General features: G+C 52.4%; 22 protein-coding genes and 1 pseudogene. 20 read left to right on the top strand and 3 right to left on the bottom strand.

The genetic code is table 11. The features are described 5' to 3' along the window. Positions 1-420 precede the first annotated feature (420 nt). The 11 genes from livK to ugpQ all read left to right on the top strand — a co-directional run bounded on the left by livK (position 421) and on the right by ugpQ (position 11,437). Positions 421-1,530, top strand: coding sequence for a high-affinity branched-chain amino acid ABC transporter substrate-binding protein LivK (gene livK / locus OQV04_RS08010; RefSeq protein WP_032281738.1), 1,110 nt, complete (start codon positions 421-423; stop codon positions 1,528-1,530). A 47-nt stretch (positions 1,531-1,577) separates the two neighbouring features. Then, positions 1,578-2,504, top strand: a complete 927-nt coding sequence (gene livH, locus OQV04_RS08005) for a high-affinity branched-chain amino acid ABC transporter permease LivH (RefSeq protein WP_001295097.1) — start codon at positions 1,578-1,580, stop codon at positions 2,502-2,504. Then, complete coding sequence (gene livM, locus OQV04_RS08000; RefSeq protein ID WP_032281737.1) at positions 2,501-3,778, top strand: branched chain amino acid ABC transporter permease LivM; 1,278 nt, start codon at positions 2,501-2,503, stop codon at positions 3,776-3,778. Before livH ends, livM begins: the two co-directional genes overlap by 4 nt. Then, the gene (livG, locus tag OQV04_RS07995; protein WP_032281736.1) at positions 3,775-4,542 is read left to right on the top strand and encodes a high-affinity branched-chain amino acid ABC transporter ATP-binding protein LivG; all 768 of its coding nucleotides are present in this window, start codon (positions 3,775-3,777) and stop codon (positions 4,540-4,542) included. Before livM ends, livG begins: the two co-directional genes overlap by 4 nt. A gap of 1 nt (position 4,543) precedes the next feature. Beyond that, positions 4,544-5,257 (top strand): high-affinity branched-chain amino acid ABC transporter ATP-binding protein LivF, encoded by a 714-nt coding sequence (livF, locus tag OQV04_RS07990; RefSeq protein WP_000416895.1) that lies wholly within the window; start codon positions 4,544-4,546, stop codon positions 5,255-5,257. A 118-nt stretch (positions 5,258-5,375) separates the two neighbouring features. Next, positions 5,376-6,122: a tetratricopeptide repeat protein gene (locus tag OQV04_RS07985; RefSeq protein ID WP_023308415.1), complete on the top strand. Its 747-nt coding sequence runs from the start codon at positions 5,376-5,378 to the stop codon at positions 6,120-6,122. 359 nt (positions 6,123-6,481) lie between these two features. Then, positions 6,482-7,798, top strand: coding sequence for a sn-glycerol-3-phosphate ABC transporter substrate-binding protein UgpB (gene ugpB / locus OQV04_RS07980; RefSeq protein ID WP_000803204.1), 1,317 nt, complete (start codon positions 6,482-6,484; stop codon positions 7,796-7,798). Between the two features lie 97 nt (positions 7,799-7,895). Next, entirely contained in the window at positions 7,896-8,783 is an 888-nt protein-coding gene (ugpA, locus tag OQV04_RS07975; protein WP_000099272.1) for a sn-glycerol-3-phosphate ABC transporter permease UgpA, read from the top strand. After that, positions 8,780-9,625, top strand: a complete 846-nt coding sequence (gene ugpE / locus OQV04_RS07970) for a sn-glycerol-3-phosphate ABC transporter permease UgpE (protein WP_032281734.1) — start codon at positions 8,780-8,782, stop codon at positions 9,623-9,625. The genes ugpA and ugpE overlap by 4 nt, the downstream gene beginning before the upstream one ends. Position 9,626: 1 nt before the next feature. Next, complete coding sequence (ugpC, locus tag OQV04_RS07965) at positions 9,627-10,697, top strand: sn-glycerol 3-phosphate ABC transporter ATP binding protein UgpC (protein WP_000907798.1); 1,071 nt, start codon at positions 9,627-9,629, stop codon at positions 10,695-10,697. Next, positions 10,694-11,437: a glycerophosphodiester phosphodiesterase gene (gene ugpQ / locus OQV04_RS07960; RefSeq protein ID WP_032281733.1), complete on the top strand. Its 744-nt coding sequence runs from the start codon at positions 10,694-10,696 to the stop codon at positions 11,435-11,437. Before ugpC ends, ugpQ begins: the two co-directional genes overlap by 4 nt. On the opposite strand, the gene OQV04_RS07955 is transcribed toward ugpQ, so the two are convergent. Then, positions 11,424-11,864: a DUF2756 family protein gene (locus OQV04_RS07955; protein WP_032281732.1), complete on the bottom strand. Its 441-nt coding sequence runs from the start codon at positions 11,862-11,864 to the stop codon at positions 11,424-11,426. The two genes, ugpQ and OQV04_RS07955, sit on opposite strands and share 14 nt — an antisense overlap. Before the next feature lie 119 nt (positions 11,865-11,983). On the opposite strand from OQV04_RS07955, the gene ggt reads away from it, so the two are divergent. Then, complete coding sequence (gene ggt, locus OQV04_RS07950; protein WP_247806591.1) at positions 11,984-13,729, top strand: gamma-glutamyltransferase; 1,746 nt, start codon at positions 11,984-11,986, stop codon at positions 13,727-13,729. A 60-nt stretch (positions 13,730-13,789) separates the two neighbouring features. Here the strand turns inward: ggt and yhhY are convergent, their stop codons facing one another. Next, positions 13,790-14,278, bottom strand: a complete 489-nt coding sequence (gene yhhY, locus OQV04_RS07945; RefSeq protein ID WP_032281730.1) for an N-acetyltransferase — start codon at positions 14,276-14,278, stop codon at positions 13,790-13,792. A 333-nt stretch (positions 14,279-14,611) separates the two neighbouring features. On the opposite strand from yhhY, the gene OQV04_RS07940 reads away from it, so the two are divergent. The 7 genes and pseudogenes from OQV04_RS07940 (at position 14,612) to OQV04_RS07910 (ending at position 23,146) form a co-directional block, all read left to right on the top strand. Beyond that, positions 14,612-15,649, top strand: coding sequence for an oxidoreductase (locus OQV04_RS07940; protein WP_032281729.1), 1,038 nt, complete (start codon positions 14,612-14,614; stop codon positions 15,647-15,649). Positions 15,650-15,771: 122 nt separating this feature from the next. Then, positions 15,772-16,467, top strand: coding sequence for a quercetin 2,3-dioxygenase (gene yhhW, locus OQV04_RS07935; protein ID WP_000639811.1), 696 nt, complete (start codon positions 15,772-15,774; stop codon positions 16,465-16,467). A gap of 223 nt (positions 16,468-16,690) precedes the next feature. Beyond that, the gene (gene gntR, locus OQV04_RS07930; protein WP_000730252.1) at positions 16,691-17,686 is read left to right on the top strand and encodes a gluconate operon transcriptional repressor GntR; all 996 of its coding nucleotides are present in this window, start codon (positions 16,691-16,693) and stop codon (positions 17,684-17,686) included. 139 nt (positions 17,687-17,825) lie between these two features. Then, the gene (gntK, locus tag OQV04_RS07925) at positions 17,826-18,353 is read left to right on the top strand and encodes a gluconokinase (RefSeq protein ID WP_000108330.1); all 528 of its coding nucleotides are present in this window, start codon (positions 17,826-17,828) and stop codon (positions 18,351-18,353) included. Positions 18,354-18,356: 3 nt separating this feature from the next. Continuing rightward, positions 18,357-19,697, top strand: a complete 1,341-nt coding sequence (gntU, locus tag OQV04_RS07920) for a gluconate transporter (protein WP_032288304.1) — start codon at positions 18,357-18,359, stop codon at positions 19,695-19,697. Positions 19,698-19,836: 139 nt separating this feature from the next. Continuing rightward, a pseudogene (locus OQV04_RS07915) lies at positions 19,837-21,944 on the top strand (RecQ family ATP-dependent DNA helicase). After that, entirely contained in the window at positions 21,851-23,146 is a 1,296-nt protein-coding gene (locus tag OQV04_RS07910; protein WP_072193510.1) for a DNA-processing protein DprA, read from the top strand. Before OQV04_RS07915 ends, OQV04_RS07910 begins: the two are co-directional and overlap by 94 nt. A 45-nt stretch (positions 23,147-23,191) precedes the next feature. On the opposite strand, the gene yhgN is transcribed toward OQV04_RS07910, so the two are convergent. Then, positions 23,192-23,785, bottom strand: coding sequence for an NAAT family transporter YhgN (gene yhgN / locus OQV04_RS07905; RefSeq protein ID WP_001002544.1), 594 nt, complete (start codon positions 23,783-23,785; stop codon positions 23,192-23,194). Positions 23,786-23,976: 191 nt separating this feature from the next. Here yhgN and asd point away from each other — a divergent pair, with 191 nt between their 5' ends. Further along, positions 23,977-25,080: an aspartate-semialdehyde dehydrogenase gene (gene asd / locus OQV04_RS07900; RefSeq protein ID WP_000799956.1), complete on the top strand. Its 1,104-nt coding sequence runs from the start codon at positions 23,977-23,979 to the stop codon at positions 25,078-25,080. Positions 25,081-25,199 lie beyond the last annotated feature (119 nt).

Raw genomic sequence — 25,199 nt, 5'->3', positions numbered from 1 at the left:
GAACCCGTGTAAATCACAAAAGTGGAACCAGTGTAGCGAAATAATTTAATCGGAGGCTTTCTCTTTTTTATTTCTTTTGGCAGGTGATTAATTTTTTAACAGCAATAATTACAAAGTTAAAACATTAGAGAATGAAAAATACCCAGCATAATCCCCTGAATGGTAGTGAATTATTCCGCCCTTTGTGCCGTTATTTTATGCTGACAAAGGCGCTTTTTTCTGTTTATCTATCAATAAATTCAGAATATTATCTGTTCTTAATCGACTGAAAAATAGGGACTTTAATCGCTATTATCACAAAATACTGCGCTAAACCCTTAATCAGACAGGCAAAAACAGTGCAGTATAAAAAAAGAACAGTCTGATTTGTTAACACATAAAAACAAAGCAACACAACATCACGAATGGGGATTTTTGACTATGAAACGGAATGCGAAAACTATCATCGCAGGGATGATTGCACTGGCAATTTCACACACCGCTTTAGCCGACGATATTAAAGTTGCCGTTGTCGGCGCGATGTCCGGCCCGATTGCCCAGTGGGGCGATATGGAATTTAACGGCGCGCGTCAGGCGATTAAAGACATTAATGCCAAAGGGGGAATTAAAGGCGATAAGCTGGTTGGCGTGGAATATGACGACGCCTGCGACCCGAAACAAGCCGTTGCGGTCGCCAACAAAATCGTTAATGACGGCATTAAATACGTTATTGGTCATCTGTGTTCTTCTTCTACCCAGCCTGCGTCAGATATCTATGAAGACGAAGGTATTCTGATGATCTCGCCGGGAGCGACCAACCCGGAGCTGACCCAACGCGGTTATCAACACATTATGCGTACTGCCGGGCTGGACTCTTCCCAGGGACCAACGGCGGCAAAATACATTCTTGAGACGGTGAAGCCCCAGCGCATCGCCATCATTCACGACAAACAACAGTATGGCGAAGGGCTGGCGCGTTCGGTGCAGAACGGGCTGAAAGCGGCTAACGCCAACGTCGTCTTCTTCGACGGTATTACCGCCGGGGAGAAAGATTTCTCCGCGCTGATCGCCCGCCTGAAAAAAGAAAACATCGACTTCGTTTACTACGGCGGTTACTACCCGGAAATGGGGCAGATGCTGCGCCAGGCCCGTTCCGTTGGCCTGAAAACCCAGTTTATGGGGCCGGAAGGTGTGGGTAATGCGTCGTTGTCGAACATTGCCGGTGATGCCGCCGAAGGCATGTTGGTCACTATGCCAAAACGCTATGACCAGGATCCGGCAAACCAGGGCATCGTTGATGCGCTGAAAGCAGACAAGAAAGATCCGTCCGGGCCTTATGTCTGGATCACCTACGCGGCGGTGCAATCTCTGGCAACTGCCCTTGAACGTACCGGCAGCGATGAGCCGCTGGCGCTGGTGAAAGATTTAAAAGCTAACGGTGCAAACACCGTGATTGGGCCGCTGAACTGGGATGAAAAAGGCGATCTTAAGGGATTTGATTTTGGTGTCTTCCAGTGGCACGCCGACGGTTCATCCACGGCAGCCAAGTGAAAATCCCACCGCCCGTGAAATGCGGGCGGGTTTAGAAAGGTTACCTTATGTCTGAGCAGTTTTTATATTTCTTGCAGCAGATGTTTAACGGCGTCACGCTGGGCAGTACCTACGCGCTGATAGCCATCGGCTACACCATGGTTTACGGCATTATCGGCATGATCAACTTCGCCCACGGCGAGGTTTACATGATTGGCAGCTACGTCTCTTTTATGATCATCGCCGCGCTGATGATGCTGGGCATTGATACCGGCTGGCTGCTGGTGGCGGCGGGATTCGTCGGCGCAATCGTCATTGCCAGCGCCTACGGCTGGAGTATCGAACGGGTGGCCTATCGCCCGGTGCGTAACTCCAAGCGCCTGATTGCACTCATCTCGGCAATCGGTATGTCCATCTTCCTGCAAAACTACGTCAGCCTGACCGAAGGTTCGCGCGACGTGGCGCTGCCGAGCCTGTTTAACGGTCAGTGGGTGGTGGGCCATAGCGAAAACTTCTCTGCCTCTATTACTACCATGCAGGCGGTGATCTGGATTGTTACTTTCCTCGCCATGCTGGCGCTGACGATTTTCATTCGTTATTCCCGTATGGGGCGCGCGTGTCGTGCCTGTGCGGAAGATCTGAAAATGGCGAGTCTGCTTGGCATTAACACCGACCGGGTGATTGCGCTGACCTTTGTGATTGGTGCGGCGATGGCGGCGGTGGCGGGCGTACTGCTCGGCCAGTTCTACGGCGTAATTAACCCCTACATCGGCTTTATGGCCGGGATGAAAGCCTTTACCGCGGCGGTGCTCGGTGGGATTGGCAGCATTCCGGGAGCGATGATTGGCGGGCTGATTCTGGGGATTGCGGAGGCGCTCTCTTCTGCCTATCTGAGTACGGAATATAAAGATGTGGTCTCATTCGCCCTGCTGATTCTGGTGCTGCTGGTGATGCCTACCGGTATTCTGGGTCGCCCGGAGGTAGAGAAAGTATGAAACCGATGCATATTGCAATGGCGTTGTTCTCTGCCGCGATGTTTTTTGTCCTGGCGGGCGTCTTTATGGGCGTACAACTGGAGCTGGATGGCACCAAACTGGTGGTCGACACGGCTTCAGACATCCGTTGGCAGTGGGTGTTTATCGGCACGGCGGTGGTCTTTTTCTTCCAGCTTTTGCGACCGGCTTTCCAGAAAGGGTTGAAAAGCGTTTCCGGACCGAAGTTTATTCTGCCCGCCATTGATGGCTCCACGGTGAGGCAAAAGCTGTTTCTCGTGGCGCTGCTGGTGCTTGCGGTGGCGTGGCCGTTTATGGTTTCACGCGGGACGGTGGATATCGCCACCTTGACCATGATCTACATTATCCTTGGTCTCGGGCTGAACGTGGTGGTAGGGCTTTCTGGCCTGCTGGTGCTGGGTTACGGCGGCTTTTACGCCATCGGCGCTTACACCTTTGCGCTGCTCAATCACTATTACGGCCTGGGCTTCTGGACCTGTCTGCCGATTGCCGGGTTAATGGCAGCGGCGGCGGGCTTCCTGCTCGGTTTTCCGGTGCTGCGCCTGCGCGGCGACTATCTGGCGATCGTTACCCTCGGTTTCGGCGAAATTGTGCGCATATTGCTGCTCAATAACACCGAAATTACCGGCGGCCCGAACGGTATCAGTCAGATCCCGAAACCGACACTCTTCGGACTCGAGTTCAGCCGTACCGCTCGTGAAGGCGGCTGGGACACGTTCAGTAATTTCTTTGGCCTGAAATACGATCCCTCCGATCGTGTCATCTTCCTCTACCTGGTGGCGTTGCTGCTGGTGGTGCTAAGCCTGTTTGTCATTAACCGCCTGCTGCGGATGCCGCTGGGGCGTGCGTGGGAAGCGTTGCGTGAAGATGAAATCGCCTGCCGTTCGCTGGGCTTAAGCCCGCGTCGTATCAAGCTGACTGCCTTTACCATCAGCGCCGCGTTTGCCGGTTTTGCCGGAACGCTGTTTGCTGCGCGTCAGGGCTTTGTCAGCCCGGAATCCTTCACCTTTGCCGAATCGGCGTTTGTGCTGGCGATAGTGGTGCTCGGCGGTATGGGCTCGCAATTTGCGGTAATTCTGGCGGCAATTTTGCTGGTGGTGTCGCGCGAGTTGATGCGTGATTTCAACGAATACAGCATGTTAATGCTCGGTGGTTTGATGGTGCTGATGATGATCTGGCGTCCGCAGGGCTTGCTGCCCATGACGCGCCCGCAACTGAAGCTGAAAAACGGCGCAGCGAAAGGAGAGCAGGCATGAGTCAGCCATTATTATCTGTTAACGGCCTGATGATGCGCTTCGGCGGCCTGCTGGCTGTGAATAACGTCAATCTTGAATTGTACCCGCAGGAGATCGTCTCGTTAATCGGTCCTAACGGTGCCGGAAAAACCACGGTCTTTAACTGCCTGACCGGATTCTACAAACCCACAGGAGGCACCATTTTACTGCGCGATCAGCATCTGGAAGGTTTACCGGGGCAGCAAATTGCCCGCATGGGCGTGGTGCGTACCTTCCAGCATGTGCGTCTGTTCCGTGAAATGACGGTAATTGAAAACCTGCTGGTGGCGCAGCATCAGCAACTGAAAACCGGGCTGTTCTCAGGCCTGTTGAAAACGCCGTCTTTCCGTCGCACCCAGAGCGAAGCGCTCGACCGCGCCGCCACCTGGCTTGAGCGTATTGGTTTGCTGGAACACGCCAACCGTCAGGCGAGTAACCTGGCCTATGGTGACCAGCGCCGTCTGGAGATTGCCCGCTGCATGGTGACGCAGCCGGAGATTTTAATGCTCGACGAACCGGCAGCAGGTCTTAACCCAAAAGAAACCAAAGAGCTGGATGAGCTGATTGCCGAACTGCGTAACCATCACAACACCACTATCTTGTTGATTGAACACGATATGAAGCTGGTGATGGGAATTTCGGACCGAATTTACGTGGTCAATCAGGGGACGCCGCTGGCAAACGGTACGCCGGAGCAAATCCGTAATAACCCGGACGTGATCCGTGCCTATTTAGGTGAGGCATAAGATGGAAAAAGTCATGTTGTCCTTTGACAAAGTCAGCGCCCACTACGGCAAAATCCAGGCGCTGCATGAGGTGAGCCTGCATATCAATCAGGGCGAGATTGTCACCCTCATTGGCGCAAACGGGGCGGGGAAAACCACCTTGCTTGGCACATTATGCGGCGATCCACGCGCCACCAGCGGGCGAATTGTGTTTGATGATAAAGACATTACCGACTGGCAGACGGCGAAAATCATGCGCGAAGCGGTAGCGATTGTCCCGGAAGGGCGTCGCGTCTTCTCGCGGATGACGGTGGAAGAGAACCTGGCGATGGGCGGCTTCTTTGCCGAACGCGACCAGTTCCAGGAGCGCATAAAGTGGGTGTATGAACTGTTCCCGCGTCTGCATGAGCGCCGTGTTCAGCGGGCAGGCACCATGTCCGGCGGTGAACAGCAGATGCTGGCGATTGGTCGCGCGCTGATGAGCAACCCGCGTTTGTTGTTGCTTGATGAGCCATCGCTCGGTCTTGCGCCGATTATCATCCAGCAAATTTTCGACACCATCGAGCAGCTGCGCGAGCAGGGGATGACTATCTTCCTCGTCGAGCAGAACGCCAACCAGGCGCTAAAGCTCGCTGATCGCGGCTACGTGCTGGAAAACGGCCATGTAGTGCTCTCCGATACTGGTGATGCGCTACTAGCGAATGAAGCGGTGAGAAGTGCGTATTTAGGCGGGTAAATTATCAATAACCCGGCAGCTAAGTTCTGCCGGGTTATTCGTCCGTATACAGACTTGTTTCAACTGACCGGGAGGATTAAAACCAGACCACTTATTTGCCACGGAAAGGTTCCCTCCCATGCATTATGCCGTTGTCGCCATGCTTGAAATGCTTTGCTGTATCCACGCTTACCGTACCGGACAAGAGCGATATTGGTTTTTTATCATCTTCTGTTTTCCGGTGATTGGTTGCGTGGCGTATTTTGTCATGGTGATGCTGCCAGAAACGGGCGCTGACCGTCACGGGCGTACCTTTCTGATGCGCCTGCAGGACAAAATCAATCCGGAACGTCACCTGCGCAAATTAACCGAAGAGCTGGCGATTGCCGAGACCAATCAAAACCACTATCAACTTGCCAACGAGCTGGCGCGTCTGGAGCGTTACCACGAAGCCGTTCCCCATTATCAGCAGGCGTTAAGCGGGATATTCGCCCATGAAGCGGCAATGATGCTAAGCCTGGCGCAGGCACAGTTTGCTATTCAGGAGTTCGCCGCCTGTCAGCAGACGCTGGAAGATGTGATGCGTTATAACCCTGATTTTCAGTCGGCAGACGGGCATTTGTTATTTGCCAGAACGTTAGCCGCACAAGAAAAATACGCTGATGCGGAAAGCGAGTTTGAAGTATTGATTTCTTATTACCCCGGCCCGCAGGCGCGTATTTACTATGCGGAAATGTTGGCGAAAATGAGTCGGTTACGTGAAGCCAACGAGCAGTATGTTGCTGTAGTTGATACGGCTAAACGCTCAAGACCTCATTATAGAAAACACCACCGGGAATGGATTAAGACCGCCAATGAACGGTTGAAGCAGAGTGTGGTGCAATGAAAATCTTCTTTGCCGTTAGACCAGTGTCGCGGCAATCTTTTGTTAAAATTGAAAAATGTAGCTCTCATCGGGCAGCAAAACTGGACGCAGAATTTGCTGCCATTTTTGCTCTTCATGGTAAGGAGTTCTGGCGATTAGCTGGCCGTTAATCGCCTCTTTTCAGTGCATTCTCGGGATATCCGTGCCCCATCTCCCATTTTCCCTCACCCGTACCGTCACCGCCTTGTCATCTTTCTGACACCTTACTATCTTACAAATGTAACAAAAAAGTTATTTTTCTGTAATTCGAGCATGTCATGTTACCCCGCGAGCATAAAACGCGTGAATTCGCGCATTCGGTACAACAAGAGAGATAAACGATGAAACCGTTACATTATACAGCTTCAGCACTGGCGCTCGGACTGGCGTTAATGGGGAATGCACAGGCAGTGACGACCATTCCGTTCTGGCATTCTATGGAAGGGGAACTGGGTAAAGAGGTGGATTCTCTGGCCCAACGTTTTAACGCCGAAAACCCGGATTACAAAATTGTACCGACCTATAAAGGCAACTACGAACAGAATTTAAGCGCGGGGATTGCCGCATTTCGTACCGGCAACGCTCCGGCTATTTTGCAGGTTTATGAAGTTGGCACCGCCACCATGATGGCGTCGAAAGCCATTAAACCGGTATATGACGTGTTTAAAGAGGCGGGGATTCAATTCGATGAGTCGCAGTTTGTGCCGACGGTTTCCGGTTACTACTCCGACAGCAAAACCGGCCACTTACTCTCCCAGCCATTCAACAGCTCGACCCCCGTTCTCTATTACAACAAAGACGCCTTCAAGAAAGCAGGATTAGACCCGGAACAGCCGCCGAAAACCTGGCAGGATCTGGCGGACTATTCTGCAAAACTGAAAGCCTCCGGAATGAAGTGCGGCTACGCCAGCGGCTGGCAGGGCTGGATCCAACTGGAAAACTTTAGCGCCTGGAACGGTCTGCCGTTTGCCAGCAAAAACAACGGCTTTGACGGCACGGATGCGGTGCTGGAGTTCAACAAGCCGGAGCAGGTGAAACACATCGCCATGCTCGAAGAGATGAACAAGAAGGGCGATTTCAGCTACGTCGGGCGTAAGGATGAATCCACCGAGAAGTTCTATAACGGTGATTGCGCGATGACCACCGCCTCTTCCGGTTCTCTCGCTAATATTCGCGAGTACGCCAAATTCAACTATGGCGTAGGCATGATGCCTTACGACGCCGATGCGAAAGATGCACCGCAAAACGCCATTATCGGCGGGGCCAGCCTGTGGGTGATGCAGGGCAAAGATAAAGAAACTTATACCGGCGTGGCGAAGTTCCTCGACTTCCTCGCTAAGCCAGAAAATGCTGCCGAGTGGCATCAGAAAACTGGTTATCTGCCAATCACCAAAGCGGCGTATGACTTGACTCGTGAGCAGGGCTTTTATGAGAAAAACCCAGGGGCGGATACCGCGACGCGTCAGATGCTGAACAAGCCGCCATTGCCGTTCACCAAAGGGCTGCGTCTGGGCAACATGCCGCAGATCCGCGTGATTGTGGATGAAGAGCTGGAGAGCGTGTGGACCGGTAAGAAGACACCGCAGCAGGCACTGGATACCGCCGTTGAGCGTGGGAACCAGTTACTGCGCCGCTTTGAGAAATCGACGAAGTCTTAATCAGTGTAATGTCGGATGCGTTTCGCTTATCTGACCTGGCATCGCGTGTAGGCCGGATAAGCGAAGCGCATCCGGCACAGTTCAGGAATTAACCGTAATGTCATCATCCCGTCCGGTGTTCCGCTCGCGCTGGTTGCCTTATTTGCTGGTCGCGCCGCAGCTCATCATCACCGTTATCTTTTTTATCTGGCCTGCGGGCGAAGCGTTGTGGTACTCGCTACAAAGCGTCGATCCGTTTGGTTTCTCTAGCCAGTTTGTCGGCCTGGATAACTTCGTCGCGCTGTTTCATGACAGCTACTATATCGACTCCTTCTGGACGACGATAAAATTCAGCACCTTTGTCACCGTCAGCGGTTTGCTGGTATCGCTGTTCTTTGCGGCGCTGGTGGAGTACATCGTGCGCGGCAGTCGTTTCTATCAAACCTTGATGCTGCTGCCGTATGCCGTGGCTCCCGCCGTTGCCGCCGTATTGTGGATATTTTTGTTTAACCCCGGTCGCGGGCTGATCACTCATTTTCTCGCCGAGTTCGGCTACGACTGGAACCACGCGCAAAACAGCGGTCAGGCGATGTTTCTGGTGGTGTTTGCCTCGGTGTGGAAGCAAATCAGCTACAACTTTCTGTTCTTCTATGCCGCGCTGCAATCCATTCCCCGTTCGTTGATTGAAGCCGCAGCCATTGATGGCGCAGGCCCGATTCGCCGCTTCTTTAAGATTGCGCTACCGCTTATCGCTCCGGTGAGTTTCTTCCTGCTGGTAGTGAACCTGGTGTATGCCTTCTTCGACACCTTCCCGGTGATCGACGCCGCCACGTCCGGTGGGCCGGTGCAGGCCACCACGACGCTGATTTATAAGATCTACCGTGAAGGCTTTACCGGACTGGATCTGGCTTCGTCTGCCGCACAGTCGGTGGTGTTGATGTTCCTCGTCATCGTGCTGACGGTGGTGCAGTTCCGCTATGTTGAAAGCAAGGTGCGTTACCAATGATTGAGAACCGTCCGTGGCTGACGATATTCAGCCATACCATGCTGATCCTCGGGATCGCGGTGATCCTATTCCCGCTGTACGTGGCGTTTGTCGCGGCGACGCTGGATAAACAGGCCATCTACGCCGCGCCGATGACGCTCATCCCCGGCACGCATCTGCTGGAAAACATCCACAACATCTGGGTAAACGGGGTAGGCACAAATAGTGCGCCGTTCTGGCGGATGTTGCTTAACAGCTTCGTGATGGCGTTCAGCATTACGCTCGGCAAAATTACCGTCTCGATGCTCTCGGCATTCGCCATTGTCTGGTTTCGTTTTCCGCTGCGTAACCTCTTTTTCTGGATGATTTTTATCACCCTGATGTTGCCGGTTGAAGTACGTATCTTCCCGACGGTGGAAGTCATCGCCAACCTGAAGATGCTCGACAGCTACGCAGGTTTAACGCTGCCGCTGATGGCCTCGGCGACCGCGACGTTTCTTTTCCGCCAGTTCTTTATGACCCTACCGGATGAACTGGTGGAAGCCGCGCGGATCGACGGCGCATCGCCAATGCGCTTCTTTTGCGACATCGTTTTTCCGTTGTCCAAAACTAATCTGGCGGCGTTGTTTGTGATCACCTTTATTTACGGCTGGAACCAGTATTTGTGGCCGTTGTTGATTATTACCGACGTGGATCTCGGCACCACCGTGGCAGGGATCAAAGGGATGATCGCCACTGGCGAAGGCACCACAGAATGGAACTCAGTGATGGCGGCGATGTTGTTAACCCTGATCCCACCAGTAGTGATTGTTTTAGTGATGCAGCGTGCCTTCGTGCGCGGCCTGGTCGATAGTGAGAAATAAGATGGCAGGACTGAAATTACAGGCAGTAACCAAAAGCTGGGATGGCAAAACCCAGGTGATTAAACCGCTGACCCTTGATGTGGCGGATGGCGAATTTATCGTGATGGTCGGGCCGTCAGGCTGCGGGAAATCGACGCTGCTGCGCATGGTTGCCGGGCTGGAGCGGGTGACGGAAGGCGATATCTGGATCAACGACCAGCGGGTGACCGAAATGGAGCCGAAAGATCGCGGGATTGCGATGGTGTTCCAGAACTACGCGCTTTATCCGCATATGAGTGTTGAAGAAAACATGGCGTGGGGGCTGAAAATTCGCGGCATGGGCAAGCAGCAAATTGCCGAGCGCGTTAAAGAGGCGGCGCGCATTCTGGAACTGGACGGTCTGCTTAAGCGCCGCCCGCGCGAGCTTTCCGGCGGTCAGCGTCAGCGTGTGGCGATGGGCCGCGCGATTGTGCGCGATCCGGCGGTGTTCCTGTTTGATGAGCCACTCTCTAACCTCGATGCCAAGCTGCGCGTACAGATGCGTCTTGAACTGCAACAGCTGCACCGTCGCCTGAAAACGACATCACTCTACGTTACTCACGATCAGGTTGAGGCGATGACGCTCGCCCAGCGAGTAATGGTGATGAACGGCGGCGTTGCCGAACAGATTGGCACGCCAGTTGAAGTCTACGAAAAGCCCGCCAGCCTGTTTGTGGCGAGTTTTATTGGCAGTCCGGCGATGAATCTGCTGACAGGCCGCGTGAATAATGAAGGCACGCATTTTGAACTGGACGGCGGTATCGTGCTACCGCTAAACGGTGGCTACCGTCAGTATGCCGGGCGTAAAATGACTCTCGGCATTCGCCCGGAACATATTGCGCTAAGCTCGCAGGCAGAAGGCGGCGTACCGCTGGTGATGGACACGCTGGAGATCCTCGGCGCAGATAACCTGGCGCACGGACGCTGGGGCGAACAGAAGCTGGTGGTGCGACTGGCGCATCAGGAGCGCCCGACGGCAGGCAGCACGCTGTGGCTGCATCTGGCGGAAAATCAGCTGCATCTTTTTGATGGTGAAACAGGACAACGAGTATGAGTAACTGGCCTTATCCCCGCATCGTCGCACATCGTGGCGGCGGTAAGCTGGCCCCGGAAAACACCCTGGCGGCAACCGACGTCGGGGCAAAATACGGTCATAAGATGATCGAATTTGACGCGAAGTTATCGAAAGATGGCGAGATCTTTCTGCTCCATGACGACAATCTTGAACGTACCAGCAACGGCTGGGGCGTCGCGGGTGAACTGAACTGGCAGGATTTACTACGTGTGGATGCAGGCAGTTGGTACGGCAAAGCGTTTAAAGGTGAGCCGCTGCCGTTGCTTTCGCAGGTGGCGGAACGCTGTCGCGAACATGGGATGATGGCGAATATCGAAATCAAACCCACCACTGGCACCGGGCCATTAACGGGCAAAATGGTGGCGCTGGCGGCACGCGAGCTGTGGGCCGGTATGACGCCGCCGCTACTGTCATCGTTTGAGATTGATGCTTTAGAAGCCGCACAACAGGCAGTACCAGAACTGCCGCGCGGTTTGTTGCTGGATGAGTGGCGCGACGACTGGCGAGAACTGACCGCGCGGCTGGGCTGCGTCTCTATTCATCTCAATCATAAGTTACTCGATAAAGCGCGAGTGATGCAGTTGAAAGACGCCGGATTACGGATTCTGGTTTATACCGTCAATAAACCCCAGCGCGCGGCAGAGTTGCTGCGCTGGGGCGTGGATTGCATCTGTACCGATGCGATTGATGTGATTGGTCCGAACTTTACGGCCCAATAGTTTTCAACGGTATATCAGGCTGCGGCGTGCCGGGCTGATTCAGCATGTCGCCGTTTCTCCTCTCCGGCAACATATGCTGCTGATTCAACGAACTATCCGGATTACGGTTGCTGTTTAACATCCCGCCATTGGTGTTGGGCAGCATTTGCTGCCGGGCGGGATTTCGCTCCCCCGGCTGTGACTGCAACACCCGCTGAGAATTATTGTTTATCTGGTTTTCTAAATGCTGTTGTTGCAACTGAGTTTGCGTTTTCAGTTGCTGATTCAGCATCCCTTTTTGCTGGATTTGCTGAGTCTGCATCTGGGTTTGCATCCGCTGCTGACTGGGGATCTGATACCCCGGCTGGTTAGGGTTGTTCAGAGTATTAATGGGCTGTGCAAAGCCGAAAAACGGCAGGAGTGCCGTAAGAATCAGAAGTCGTTTCATCGCGTATCCTCCTCTGAAGATATTCTTTAAGTTTACTCCTTTCCTGCAATCATCAGGATTAATTCAGAGTTATATACCAGGCTTAGCTGGGGTTGCCCCTTAATCTCTGGAGAATAACGATGATAAAACCGACGTTTTTACGCCGGGTGGCCATTGCTGCTCTGCTCTCAGGAAGTTGTTTTAGTACGGTAGCCGCGCCACCTGCGCCGTCTCCTGTTTCTTACGGCGTGGAGGAAGATGTCTTTCATCCGGTACGCGCGAAACAGGGGATGGTGGCATCTGTAGATGCTACTGCCACTCAGGTGGGGGTGGATATCCTCAAGGAGGGCGGGAATGCCGTTGATGCCGCCGTGGCTGTGGGCTACGCGCTGGCGGTAACGCATCCGCAGGCAGGGAATCTGGGCGGTGGTGGTTTTATGCTGATCCGCTCGAAAAATGGCAATACCACCGCTATCGATTTCCGCGAAATGGCACCCGCCAAAGCGACCCGCGATATGTTTCTCGATGACCAGGGCAACCCGGACAGCAAAAAATCACTCACTTCGCATCTGGCTTCCGGCACGCCCGGTACGGTCGCTGGTTTCTCGCTGGCGTTGGATAAATACGGCACAATGCCGTTGAACAAAGTGGTGCAGCCAGCGTTTAAACTGGCACGCGATGGTTTTATCGTTAACGACGCGCTGGCTGACGATCTCAAAACCTACGGGAGCGAAGTGCTGCCGAATCACGAAAACAGCAAGGCTATCTTCTGGAAAGAGGGCGAGCCGCTGAAAAAGGGCGACAAGCTGGTGCAGGCGAACCTGGCAAAGAACCTGGAGATGATTGCCGAAAACGGCCCGGACGAATTCTACAAAGGCACGATAGCGGAACAGATTGCCCAGGAGATGCAGAAAAACGGTGGCCTGATCACTAAAGAAGATTTAGCGGCGTATAAAGCAGTCGAACGCACACCGATAAGCGGCGATTATCGCGGGTATCAGGTTTACTCCATGCCACCGCCATCCTCCGGCGGGATCCATATCGTACAAATCCTCAATATTCTGGAAAACTTCGATATGAAGAAATACGGTTTTGGCAGCGCCGACGCGATGCAGATCATGGCAGAAGCGGAGAAATATGCCTACGCTGACCGCTCGGAATATCTTGGCGACCCGGATTTTGTCAAAGTCCCGTGGCAGGCGCTGACCAATAAAGCCTATGCCAAATCTATTGCCGAGCAAATCGATATCAATAAAGCGAAACCGTCCAGCGAGATTCGCCCTGGTAAGCTTGCGCCTTATGAGAGTAATCAAACTACCCATTACTCAGTGGTGGATAAAGATGGTAACGCGGTGGCGGTGACCTATACGCTGAACACCACCTTCGGTACGGGCATTGTCGCGGGCGAGAGCGGTATTCTGCTTAATAACCAGATGGATGATTTCTCCGCCAAACCGGGCGTACCGAACATTTATGGGCTGGTGGGCGGTGATGCCAACGCCGTCGGGCCGAACAAACGCCCGCTGTCATCGATGTCACCCACCATTGTGGTGAAAGACGGTAAAACCTGGCTGGTCACCGGTAGCCCTGGCGGGAGCCGGATCATTACCACCGTGCTTCAAATGGTGGTGAATAGCATCGATTATGGTATGAATGTCGCCGAAGCGACCAATGCGCCGCGTTTCCACCATCAGTGGTTGCCGGACGAGCTGCGTGTCGAAAAAGGGTTTAGCCCGGATACGCTCAAGCTGCTGGAAGCAAAAGGTCAGAAAGTGGCGCTGAAAGAGGCGATGGGCAGTACACAAAGCATTATGGTTGGGTCGGACGGTGAGTTGTACGGCGCATCCGACCCGCGCTCGGTGGATGATTTAACGGCGGGGTATTAATATCTTAAGCCCTCTCCCGGTAGGTGAGGGCTTAAATGACAAACTTAGATTGCAAATTCTCTATTTCACCCGCGCCATATAATACGCATCGACATATTCACCATTACGAAAAGCGTAATTTTTGCCGGTGCCTTCTATGTGAAATCCGAATTTTTTATAGACTGTGATTGCCGGGGCGTTATCCGCAAACACCGTCAACTCAATACGATCTATCCGTAACCAGTTGTCGCACATTTCAATCAATTCGCGGATCAGGGCGCTGGCGATGCCGCGGTTGTGCCAGCGGGAGTCAACACAGATACCAAAAGTTGCAACATGACTGCGGCGTGGGCCTTGATAAGCCTCAATGAAAAGATGACCCACTACGATGCCATCAATGCAGGCAACCAGTTGTTTAAAACCCTGGCGATCTTTCAATCTTTCTGGCCACCAGCCTTCCGAAGGATGAGGTAGTTGTAGTGTGTTGCAATACACCTCCGGCTGGGCGTGAATCTGCCTGATGGCCTCGTAATCGCGCGTTTCAGCATGGCGTATCACTATCTCACTCATTCCTTTGTCCTCTTTGGGGTAAAAGTCCCTTTCAACATCATTGACTTTCGAATGCGAGTCAAATGCATTTTTTTGCAAAAAGTGTTGGACAAGTGCGAATGAGAATGATTATTATTGTCTCGCGATCAGGAAGACCCTCGCGGAGAACCTGAAAGCACGACATTGCTCACATTGCTTCCAGTATTACTTAGCCAGCCGGGTGCTGGCTTTTTTTTTGATCTTTCGTTCTCAATTTATCCTCGGGAAGTGCTTGTGTTCGTTATGCGCACTCCAGTAGGAACCACGTCCGCTTTGCGCTAAGGTGTAAATAACCACCTTAAAAAGGACGAAATCATGGTCATCAACTGCGCCTTTATTGGCTTCGGCAAAAGCACCACCCGTTACCATCTGCCGTATGTACTTAACCGCAAGGATAGCTGGCATGTCGCGCATATTTTTCGCCGCCATGCAAAGCCGGAAGAACAAGCTCCCATTTACTCTCATATCCATTTCACCAGCGATCTCAACGAAGTGCTAAACGATCCCGATGTTAAGCTGGTTGTTGTCTGCACCCATGCGGACAGCCACTTCGAGTACGCGAAGCGCGCGCTGGAAGCCGGGAAAAATGTGCTGGTCGAAAAACCGTTCACTCCGACACTTGCGCAGGCGAAAGAGCTGTTTGCACTGGCGAAAAGCAAAGGGCTGACCGTCACGCCATATCAGAATCGTCGCTTTGATTCCTGCTTCCTGACGGCGAAAAAAGCGATTGAAAGCGGCAAGCTGGGAGAGATTGTCGAAGTGGAAAGCCATTTTGACTATTACCGCCCGGTGGCAGAAACCAAACCTGGGCTGCCGCAGGATGGCGCGTTCTATGGCCTTGGTGTGCATACGATGGACCAGATTATTTCTCTGTTCGGTCGCCCGGATCACGTCGCTTATGACATCCGCAGCCTGCGCATTAAAGCCAATCCTGACGATACTTTCGAAGCGCAACTGTTTTATGGCGATCTAAAAGCCATCGTCAAAACCAGCCATCTGGTGAAAATCGATTATCCGAAATTTATCGTTCACGGTAAGAAAGGTTCGTTTATTAAATACGGTATCGACCAGCAGGAAACCAGCCTGAAGGCTAATATTATGCCGGGCGAACCGGGATTCGCAGCGGATGATTCGGTCGGTGTGCTGGAGTATGTCAATGACGAGGGCGTGACGGTCAGAGAAGAGATGAAGCCGGAGATGGGCGATTACGGGCGCGTTTATGATGCGTTGTATCAAACCATCACCCACGGTGCGCCAAATTACGTCAAGGAATCTGAAGTTCTTACCAATCTGGAAATCCTTGAACGCGGATTCGAGCAAGCCTCTCCCTCCACAGTGACTCTCGCGAAGTAAGTTTGATGGCCCCTCTAATAGTTCAATTTTTTTGAACAGAGGGGGCAATTTTCACCCTCTATCATCCCAGGCAGATCGGGTCCACACTAAGCCCATCGAAATCATTCAGGGGGCGAATACAAATGATCTACTTACGCAAAGCAAATGAACGTGGTCATGCAAATCATGGCTGGCTGGACTCCTGGCATACTTTCTCTTTTGCCAACTATTACGATCCGAACTTTATGGGCTTCTCCGCGCTGCGCGTGATTAACGACGACGTGATTGAAGCAGGGCAGGGCTTCGGCACTCACCCGCATAAAGATATGGAAATTTTGACCTACGTGCTGGAAGGTACTGTTGAGCACCAGGACAGCATGGGCAATAAAGAGCAGGTTCCGGCGGGTGAGTTCCAGATTATGAGTGCTGGTACGGGTATTCGTCACTCAGAGTACAACCCAAGCAGCACCGAGCGTCTGCATCTGTATCAGATCTGGATCATGCCTGAAGAAAACGGTATTACGCCGCGTTATGAACAGCGTCGCTTCGATGCCGTACAGGGCAAACAGCTGGTGCTCTCGCCGGATGCGCGAGATGGCTCATTGAAAGTGCATCAGGATATGGAACTGTACCGCTGGGCGTTGCTGAAAGATGAGCAGTCGGTGCATCAGATTGCCGCTGAACGCCGCGTCTGGATCCAGGTGGTGAAAGGCAATGTCACCATTAACGGCGTGAAAGCCTCGACCAGCGATGGTCTGGCAATCTGGGATGAGCAGGCAATCTCCATCCATGCGGATAGCGACAGCGAAGTGTTACTGTTCGATCTGCCGCCGGTTTAAAACTCAACGGCATCTTTGAAGCCTGCCTTTTTGCAGGCTTCCTCGCTCGCTCCGGTCGCGTGCTGATGTACGCTTCCGGGGTTTTGCCGCGTCGTTAGCACAATGCGATGCAATTGATTTAGTGTATATCTAATAATTGTAAACAAGCACTGTTTTCCCCGGGAAGGTTCTGATGCGTCCGTGTTAAACTAAGAGAATCTATCTCTTTTGTACCTTCAGGACGATGAAAAAGAAAAGACCCGTACTTCAGGATGTGGCTGACCGTGTAGGCGTGACCAAAATGACGGTCAGCCGTTTTTTACGCAACCCGGAGCAGGTTTCCGTCGCTCTACGCGGCAAGATTGCCGCGGCTCTTGATGAACTGGGCTATATTCCCAATCGTGCGCCCGATATCCTCTCTAACGCCACCAGCCGGGCGATTGGCGTCCTGTTACCTTCTCTCACCAACCAGGTTTTCGCGGAAGTATTACGCGGAATCGAAAGCGTCACCGACGCGCACGGTTATCAGACCATGCTGGCCCACTACGGTTATAAACCGGAAATGGAGCAAGAACGCCTCGAATCCATGCTCTCCTGGAATATCGACGGCCTGATCCTCACTGAACGTACGCACACGCCGCGCACCTTAAAGATGATTGAAGTGGCGGGTATTCCCGTGGTGGAACTGATGGACAGCAAGTCGCCGTGCCTCGATATCGCCGTCGGTTTTGATAACTTTGAAGCGGCACGCCAGATGACCACCGCCATTATTGCTCGCGGGCATCGCCATATTGCCTATCTCGGCGCACGTCTCGACGAACGTACTATCATCAAACAGAAGGGATACGAACAGGCGATGCTGGATGCAGGCCTGGTGCCGTATAGCGTGATGGTTGAGCAATCTTCTTCTTACTCTTCCGGTATTGAACTGATTCGCCAGGCGCGGCGGGAATATCCGCAGCTGGATGGCGTGTTCTGTACTAATGATGATCTGGCGGTCGGCGCGGCGTTTGAATGTCAGCGTCTGGGGTTAAAAGTTCCTGACGATATGGCGATTGCCGGTTTCCACGGTCATGACATTGGTCAGGTGATGGAGCCACGACTTGCGAGCGTGCTGACGCCGCGTGAGCGGATGGGCAGTATTGGCGCTGAACGCCTTCTGGCGCGTATTCGTGGCGAATCTGTGACACCGAAAATGTTAGATTTAGGTTTCACCTTGTCACCGGGCGGATCTATTTAAGCCCACAAATTTGAAGTAGCTCACACTTATACACTTAAGGCACGGATGGATATTGCTTCTGATATTGTCCGGCCGGAGAATGTTACCGATAACAGTTACCCGTAACATTTTTTAATTCTTGTATTGTGGGGGCACCACTTTGAGCACGACTAACCATGATCACCACATTTACGTCTTGATGGGCGTATCGGGCAGCGGCAAATCTGCGGTCGCCAGTGAAGTGGCGCATCAACTTCATGCCGCGTTTCTTGATGGCGATTTCCTCCATCCACGGCGCAATATCGAAAAAATGGCGTCTGGCGAACCGCTGAATGACGACGATCGCAAACCGTGGTTGCAGGCGCTGAACGACGCCGCGTTTGCTATGCAGCGCACTAATAAAGTGTCACTGATCGTCTGTTCTGCATTGAAAAAACACTATCGCGACTTGCTGCGTGAAGGTAATCCGAATCTCTCTTTCATCTACCTGAAAGGCGATTTTGATGTGATTGAAAGCCGCCTGAAAGCGCGCAAAGGCCATTTCTTTAAAACCCAAATGTTGGTGACGCAGTTTGAAACGCTGCAGGAGCCGGGTGCGGACGAAACCGATGTACTGGTGGTGGATATCGATCAACCGCTGGAAGGTGTTGTGGCAAGCACCATTGAGGTTATTAAAAAAGGCAAATAAGTAGTGACTACATTAACGCTTGTTTTAACAGCAGTAGGGTCTGTTTTACTGCTGCTGTTTTTAGTCATGAAGGCGCGTATGCACGCTTTCCTGGCTTTAATGGTGGTGTCCATGGGGGCTGGCCTTTTTTCCGGTATGCCGCTCGATAAAATCGCAGCGACGATGGAAAAAGGGATGGGAGGCACCCTCGGCTTCCTGGCGGTGGTTGTCGCCCTGGGAGCTATGTTTGGCAAGATCTTACATGAAACCGGCGCAGTCGATCAGATTGCCGTCAAAATGCTCAAATCCTTCGGTCACAGCCGCGCGCATTATGCCATCGGCCTTGCGGGGCTGGTCTGTGCGCTACCGCTGTTCTTTGAAGTGGCGATTGTTCTGCTGATTAGCGTTGCTTTCTCAATGGCGCGCCACACCGGTACGAACCTGGTGAAGCTGGTAATCCCATTATTCGCAGGCGTGGCGGCCGCGGCGGCGTTCCTGGTGCCTGGGCCAGCGCCAATGCTGCTGGCATCGCAGATGAACGCCGATTTTGGCTGGATGATCCTGATTGGCCTGTGTGCGGCAATTCCGGGAATGATTATTGCCGGGCCGCTGTGGGGTAACTTCATCAGCCGTTACGTTGAGCTGCATATTCCTGACGACATCAGCGAGCCGCATCTCGGCGAAGGCAAAATGCCGTCCTTCGGATTCAGCCTGTCGCTGATCCTGCTGCCGCTGGTGCTGGTGGGGCTGAAAACCATTGCCGCGCGTTTTGTGCCGGAAGGCTCTACCGCTTACGAATGGTTCGAGTTTATTGGTCATCCGTTTACCGCGATTCTGGTTGCTTGTCTGGTAGCGATTTATGGCCTGGCAATGCGTCAGGGCATGCCAAAAGACAAAGTGATGGATATTTGCGGTCACGCGCTGCAACCGGCGGGGATCATTCTGCTGGTGATTGGTGCGGGCGGCGTGTTCAAACAGGTGCTGGTTGACTCTGGCGTAGGTCCGGCACTGGGCGAAGCGTTAACCGGCATGGGCCTGCCGATTGCCATCACCTGCTTCGTGCTGGCCGCTGCAGTGCGCATCATTCAGGGTTCTGCAACCGTTGCCTGTTTAACGGCGGTGGGACTGGTGATGCCGGTTATTGAACAACTGAACTACTCCGGTGCGCAAATGGCGGCGCTGTCGATTTGTATCGCCGGTGGTTCGATTGTTGTCAGCCACGTTAACGACGCTGGTTTCTGGTTGTTCGGTAAATTTACCGGCGCGACCGAAGCCGAAACGCTGAAAACCTGGACCATGATGGAAACCATCCTCGGCACTGTCGGTGCCATCGTTGGGATGATTGCGTTCCAGCTGTTGAGTTAATTACTGCGACAAATTACTGCGAGCTTGCTCGCAGTAATTCATTTCTCTTTTCTCCTCTCTTCATCTTTTTGATCTCTCTCGCAAATTTACCTGCAAATAATCCGTTCTAATCACTGCCTAAAGATCGCAGGAGATAAAGATGGAAAAGCACGCAGCTGAATTGCTTTTACAGCGGATGTTAGGAAATACCACCGCTACTTTCAGGGAAGGGCAATGGGAAGCCATAGACGCGGTGGTGAACCAACGGCGAAAACTGCTGGTTGTCCAACGCACTGGCTGGGGGAAAAGTGCTGTGTACTTCATCGCCAGTAAAATCTTCCGCGATCGCGGCGCTGGCCCGACAATTATCATCTCTCCTTTGCTTGCCCTGATGCGTAACCAGGTTGCCGCCGCTGAACGGTTAGGTATTACGGCTGAAACGTTGAATTCTACAAACAGAGAAGAATGGCAGCGCATTAGCGATAAGTTGCTGCAAGGTGAGGTCGATTGCTTGCTGGTTTCCCCGGAACGTTTGGCAAACCAGGACTTTATCGAAACGGTTTTATATCCTATAGCCGATCATATTGGCTTGCTTGTGGTCGACGAGGCGCACTGCATCTCTGATTGGGGCCACGATTTTCGCCCGGATTACCGACGTATATTAGATATTTTGCGCCAACTACCTGCGAATACCCCTGTTCTGGGTACAACCGCGACAGCGAATAACCGTGTCGTTGAGGATATCCGTCAGCAATTGGGTGACATTGTGATTCAGCGTGGAACGCTGGCTCGCGAAAGTTTGGCGCTTGATGCCTTAGTCTTAGGTGAACAGTCATCCCGTCTGGCATGGTTAGCAACGGTTATCCCTCAGTTTTCCCTCAGTTTTCCAAATCGGGAATTGTTTATACCCTGACTACTCGCGATGCCGAACTTGTCGCCGAGTGGTTAAGGAAAAATGGTATCAGTGCATTTGCTTACTACAGCGGCGTGACTTGTGAAGGCGCGGAAGATTCTAATACTGCCAGGGAATATCTGGAGCAGGCGTTGCTGGCAAATAAAATTAAAGTGCTGGTTGCGACAACGGCGCTGGGAATGGGCTTTGACAAACCGGATTTGGGGTTTGTTATTCATTACCAGATGCCAGGTTCGATAGTTGGTTACTACCAACAGGTGGGGCGTGCCGGTCGCGGTATCGATTCTGCTGTTGGCATACTGCTTTGCGGCAGTGAAGACCGTGCTATTCATAAATTCTTCCGTGAAAGCGCCTTTCCTGCGGAGGCGCAAATTCATGAAATACTCAACGTACTTAGCGTGAATGACGGTCTTACCTTACGAGGCATTGAACAACGGACGAATCTCCGTTATGGGCAAATAGAAAAAGCACTGAAATTATTGGTAGCTGAAAATCCATCGCCTGTGGTGTATACCGAGAAATTATGGCGCAGAACAATTGTCAGTTTTTCTCCTGACCATGAACGAATTAACCATTTGATGAATCAGAGAAAAAGTGAGCTGGCAGACGTTGAAAGCTATATCACGACCAAGGAGTGCAAAATGCAATTTCTGCGCCGCGCACTCGATGAGCCAGGTGCCGAACATTGTGGTAAATGTAGCAGTTGTCTTCAGCATCCGTTGTTGTCGCCCGACATTGATAGCGGCTTACTCCATGCGGCAAACTTATTTATTAAACACGCTGACCTGTCATTAAATCTCAATAAACAGGTGGCAGCTGGGGCTTTTACGCAATACGGATTTAAAGGGAACTTGCCTGCGATTTTACAAGGATCTACGGGGCGAATCCTTTCTCGTTGGGGAGATTCCGGGTGGGGAAAGCAGGTAGCACAGGAGAAAAAAACGGGGCGATTCAGTGATGAACTGGTGGAGGCATGTGCGGAAATGGTTCGCCAACGCTGGAATCCGCATCCTGAACCAACCTGGGTATGCTGCGTTCCTTCATTAAAGCACCTCGACCTGGTTCCTGATTTTGCCCGGCGACTGGCGGCGAAACTTGGCTTACCTATTATTGATGCCATTGAAAAAGTCGTGGACAATCCACCGCAGAAAATGCAGCAAAACCGTTTCCACCAGTGTCAAAATCTCGACGGGGCGTTTGTGATTACCCCTCCTTTGATGCCTGGTCCGGCGTTGCTGGTTGACGATATCGTGGATTCTGCATGGACGCTGACAGTTCTGACAGCACTGTTACGCCAGGCAGGTTGCCCGACGGTTTATCCTCTTGCCCTTGCTTCTACCTCGGTAAAAAATTGATGAATCTTTCAGCCAATGCACAAGCAACTCTCCTGCTAACCAGCGATTTTTCTCGCGCGGCGGCGAGTGAGTATAAACCTCTTAGTAATAGTGAATGGGGGAAGTTTGCATTATGGCTGAAGCACCAACGTATCAGTCCCGCCGAGCTTCTGGTGCCGCAACCGCAAGAGAAACTTACAGGCTGGAGCGATCCGCGTATTTCTCAGGAGCGTATTCTTGGCTTGCTGGCGCGTGGTCATAGTCTGGCGTTGGCGGTAGATAAGTGGCAACGCGCCGGTTTATGGATCTTAACCCGCGGAGATGCTGATTATCCCGTTCGCTTGAAAAACCGATTGCGAACGGATGCACCTCCCGTTTTATTTGGCTGCGGGAATAAAGCATTACTGCAAGCGGAAGGTATGGCGATTGTTGGCTCGCGAGATGCTCCGACTGACGATTTGCGCTATACCCAACAACTGGCCGCGAAACTGGCCCAACAGGGGATTTGCGTTATCTCTGGTGGTGCGCGAGGTATTGATGAATGTGCAATGGCGTCGGTACTGGAGGCCGGGGGAACTGCCGTTGGCGTATTAGCTGATAGCTTGTTAAAAACGAGTACGTTAGTGAAATGGCGTGAAGGGCTTATAGCAGGCAACCTGGTGTTGATTTCGCCGTTTTACCCAGAGGTACGTTTCACCGTCGGCAATGCGATGGCGCGAAATAAATATATTTATTGCCTTGCTGAAAGCGCAATGGTTGTACGTGCGGGAATGACCGGTGGAACGATAACCGGGGCGATGGAGGCATTAAAACATCAGTGGCTGCCTGTGCAGGTTAAACCAAATCAGGATATGCAATCAGCCAATTCACGATTAGTAGAAAATGGGGCGTCATGGAGTGCTGAACAGGCTGAGAATGTGACGATCAGACTGCCAGACGTTCCTGGGCTGATGTATGACAGAGCACTCCGTAACGCTCAACCAGAACTGTTTTCGCTGCATGAAGATGACGCAAATTACGCAGTAATGCCCGCGTATACGCCTGTCGATTTTTATCAACTCTTTGTGGCGGAACTGGCGATCCTTGCAAAGGAATCGATAAGTATTGAAAGGCTGGCGTCTTGTACTGGTTTAACCATCGAACAAATTAGTGTGTGGCTGAACCGCGCAGAAGAAGAGGGAAGGGTTATCCGATTGGGCGAAGGTCATTATCAGTTCAGGTAATAAAACAGGTGCCGCGTCTGGTTGTGTGCAGCACCTGTTTGAACCTTACCCCTTCATCCACATTCGAATGCCGTCGAGGAACATCTGGGTTGCCATCATCACCAGAATCAATCCCATCAGGCGTTCAAGTGCGTTCACCCCTTTCTCGCCCAGCAGACGTAAAAATAGCGAAGACTGTAGCAGGATGACAAAGGTGCCGCCCCAGGCCAGCAGCAGAGCAATCACCAGATGTCCCATCTGATTCGGGTACTGATGAGACAACAACATCAGCGTGGCGAGAATAGTTGGCCCGGCGACCAGCGGAATTGCCAGCGGCACGATAAATGGCTCTTCACCTGCCGGAAGCCCGCTGCTATTTCCTGAAGCGCTGGGGAAAATCATCTTAATGGCAATTAGAAACAGAATGATGCCGCCAGAAATGGAGACGGTTTCTGCTCGTAGGCTGAGAAATGCCAGAATTTTCTCACCCGCAAACAGGAACACCAGCATCACCAGGAGAGCAATAAGCAACTCTCGCACCATGATTGCCCGCCGTCTTTTCGGTTCAGTATGTTTCAGTACGGACATGAAAATAGGTAGGTTTCCGAGCGGATCCATAATCAGGATCAATAAAACTGCTGCAGAAATGATTTCATTCATAACTCAAATTCCCTGATAATTGCCGCGGACTTTCTGCGTGCTAACAAAGCAGGATAAGTCGCATTACTGATGGCTTCGCTATCATTGATTAATTTCACTTGCGACTTTGGCTGCTTTTTGTATGGTGAAAGATGTGCCAAGAGGAGACCGGCACATTTATACAGCACACATCTTTGCAGGAAAAAACGCTTATGAAAAATGTTGGTTTTATCGGCTGGCGCGGTATGGTCGGCTCCGTTCTCATGCAACGCATGGTTGAAGAGCGCGACTTCGACGCCATTCGCCCTGTCTTTTTTTCTACTTCTCAGCTTGGTCAGGCTGCGCCGTCTTTTGGCGGAACCACTGGCACACTTCAGGATGCCTTTGATCTGGAGGCGCTAAAGGCCCTCGATATCATTGTGACCTGTCAGGGCGGCGATTATACCAACGAAATCTATCCAAAGCTTCGTGAAAGCGGATGGCAGGGTTACTGGATTGACGCAGCATCGTCTCTGCGCATGAAAGATGACGCCATCATCATTCTTGACCCCGTCAATCAGGACGTCATTACCGACGGATTAAATAATGGCATCAGGACTTTTGTTGGCGGTAACTGTACCGTAAGCCTGATGTTGATGTCGTTGGGTGGTTTATTCGCCAATGATCTTGTTGATTGGGTGTCCGTTGCAACCTACCAGGCCGCTTCCGGCGGTGGTGCGCGACATATGCGTGAGTTATTAACCCAGATGGGCCATCTGTATGGCCATGTAGCAGATGAACTCGCGACCCCGTCCTCTGCTATTCTCGATATCGAACGCAAAGTCACAACCTTAACCCGTAGCGGTGAGCTGCCGGTGGATAACTTTGGCGTGCCGCTGGCGGGTAGCCTGATTCCGTGGATCGACAAACAGCTCGATAACGGTCAGAGCCGCGAAGAGTGGAAAGGGCAGGCGGAAACCAACAAGATCCTCAACACATCTTCCGTAATTCCGGTAGATGGTTTATGTGTGCGTGTCGGGGCATTGCGCTGCCACAGCCAGGCATTCACTATTAAATTGAAAAAAGATGTGTCTATTCCGACCGTGGAAGAACTGCTGGCTGCACACAATCCGTGGGCGAAAGTCGTTCCGAACGATCGGGAAATCACTATGCGTGAGCTAACCCCAGCTGCCGTTACCGGCACGCTGACCACGCCGGTAGGCCGCCTGCGTAAGCTGAATATGGGACCAGAGTTCCTGTCAGCCTTTACCGTGGGCGACCAGCTGCTGTGGGGGGCCGCGGAGCCGCTGCGTCGGATGCTTCGTCAACTGGCGTAATCTTTATTCATTAAATCTGGGGCGCGATGCCGCCCCTGTTAGTGCGTAATACAGGAGTAAGCGCAGATGTTTCATGATTTACCGGGAGTTAAATAGAGCATTGGCTATTCTTTAAGGGT

Origin of the sequence: Escherichia sp. Lx600-2, assembly GCF_036662595.1 — a bacterium.
GTDB classification, from domain to species: Bacteria; Pseudomonadota; Gammaproteobacteria; order Enterobacterales; family Enterobacteriaceae; genus Escherichia; species Escherichia coli.
Note: the sequence above shows the minus strand (reverse complement) of the source record. Positions and strands in the feature narration are given on the sequence as shown.

Coding starts and splice junctions, on each gene's coding strand:
- livK (WP_032281738.1), top strand. CDS start 421: ATGAAACGGAATGCGAAAACTATCATCGCAGGGATGATTGCACTGGCA.
- livH (WP_001295097.1), top strand. CDS start 1,578: ATGTCTGAGCAGTTTTTATATTTCTTGCAGCAGATGTTTAACGGCGTC.
- livM (WP_032281737.1), top strand. CDS start 2,501: ATGAAACCGATGCATATTGCAATGGCGTTGTTCTCTGCCGCGATGTTT.
- livG (WP_032281736.1), top strand. CDS start 3,775: ATGAGTCAGCCATTATTATCTGTTAACGGCCTGATGATGCGCTTCGGC.
- livF (WP_000416895.1), top strand. CDS start 4,544: ATGGAAAAAGTCATGTTGTCCTTTGACAAAGTCAGCGCCCACTACGGC.
- OQV04_RS07985 (WP_023308415.1), top strand. CDS start 5,376: ATGCATTATGCCGTTGTCGCCATGCTTGAAATGCTTTGCTGTATCCAC.
- ugpB (WP_000803204.1), top strand. CDS start 6,482: ATGAAACCGTTACATTATACAGCTTCAGCACTGGCGCTCGGACTGGCG.
- ugpA (WP_000099272.1), top strand. CDS start 7,896: ATGTCATCATCCCGTCCGGTGTTCCGCTCGCGCTGGTTGCCTTATTTG.
- ugpE (WP_032281734.1), top strand. CDS start 8,780: ATGATTGAGAACCGTCCGTGGCTGACGATATTCAGCCATACCATGCTG.
- ugpC (WP_000907798.1), top strand. CDS start 9,627: ATGGCAGGACTGAAATTACAGGCAGTAACCAAAAGCTGGGATGGCAAA.
- ugpQ (WP_032281733.1), top strand. CDS start 10,694: ATGAGTAACTGGCCTTATCCCCGCATCGTCGCACATCGTGGCGGCGGT.
- OQV04_RS07955 (WP_032281732.1), bottom strand. CDS start 11,864: ATGAAACGACTTCTGATTCTTACGGCACTCCTGCCGTTTTTCGGCTTT.
- ggt (WP_247806591.1), top strand. CDS start 11,984: ATGATAAAACCGACGTTTTTACGCCGGGTGGCCATTGCTGCTCTGCTC.
- yhhY (WP_032281730.1), bottom strand. CDS start 14,278: ATGAGTGAGATAGTGATACGCCATGCTGAAACGCGCGATTACGAGGCC.
- OQV04_RS07940 (WP_032281729.1), top strand. CDS start 14,612: ATGGTCATCAACTGCGCCTTTATTGGCTTCGGCAAAAGCACCACCCGT.
- yhhW (WP_000639811.1), top strand. CDS start 15,772: ATGATCTACTTACGCAAAGCAAATGAACGTGGTCATGCAAATCATGGC.
- gntR (WP_000730252.1), top strand. CDS start 16,691: ATGAAAAAGAAAAGACCCGTACTTCAGGATGTGGCTGACCGTGTAGGC.
- OQV04_RS07910 (WP_072193510.1), top strand. CDS start 21,851: ATGGACGCTGACAGTTCTGACAGCACTGTTACGCCAGGCAGGTTGCCC.
- yhgN (WP_001002544.1), bottom strand. CDS start 23,785: ATGAATGAAATCATTTCTGCAGCAGTTTTATTGATCCTGATTATGGAT.
- asd (WP_000799956.1), top strand. CDS start 23,977: ATGAAAAATGTTGGTTTTATCGGCTGGCGCGGTATGGTCGGCTCCGTT.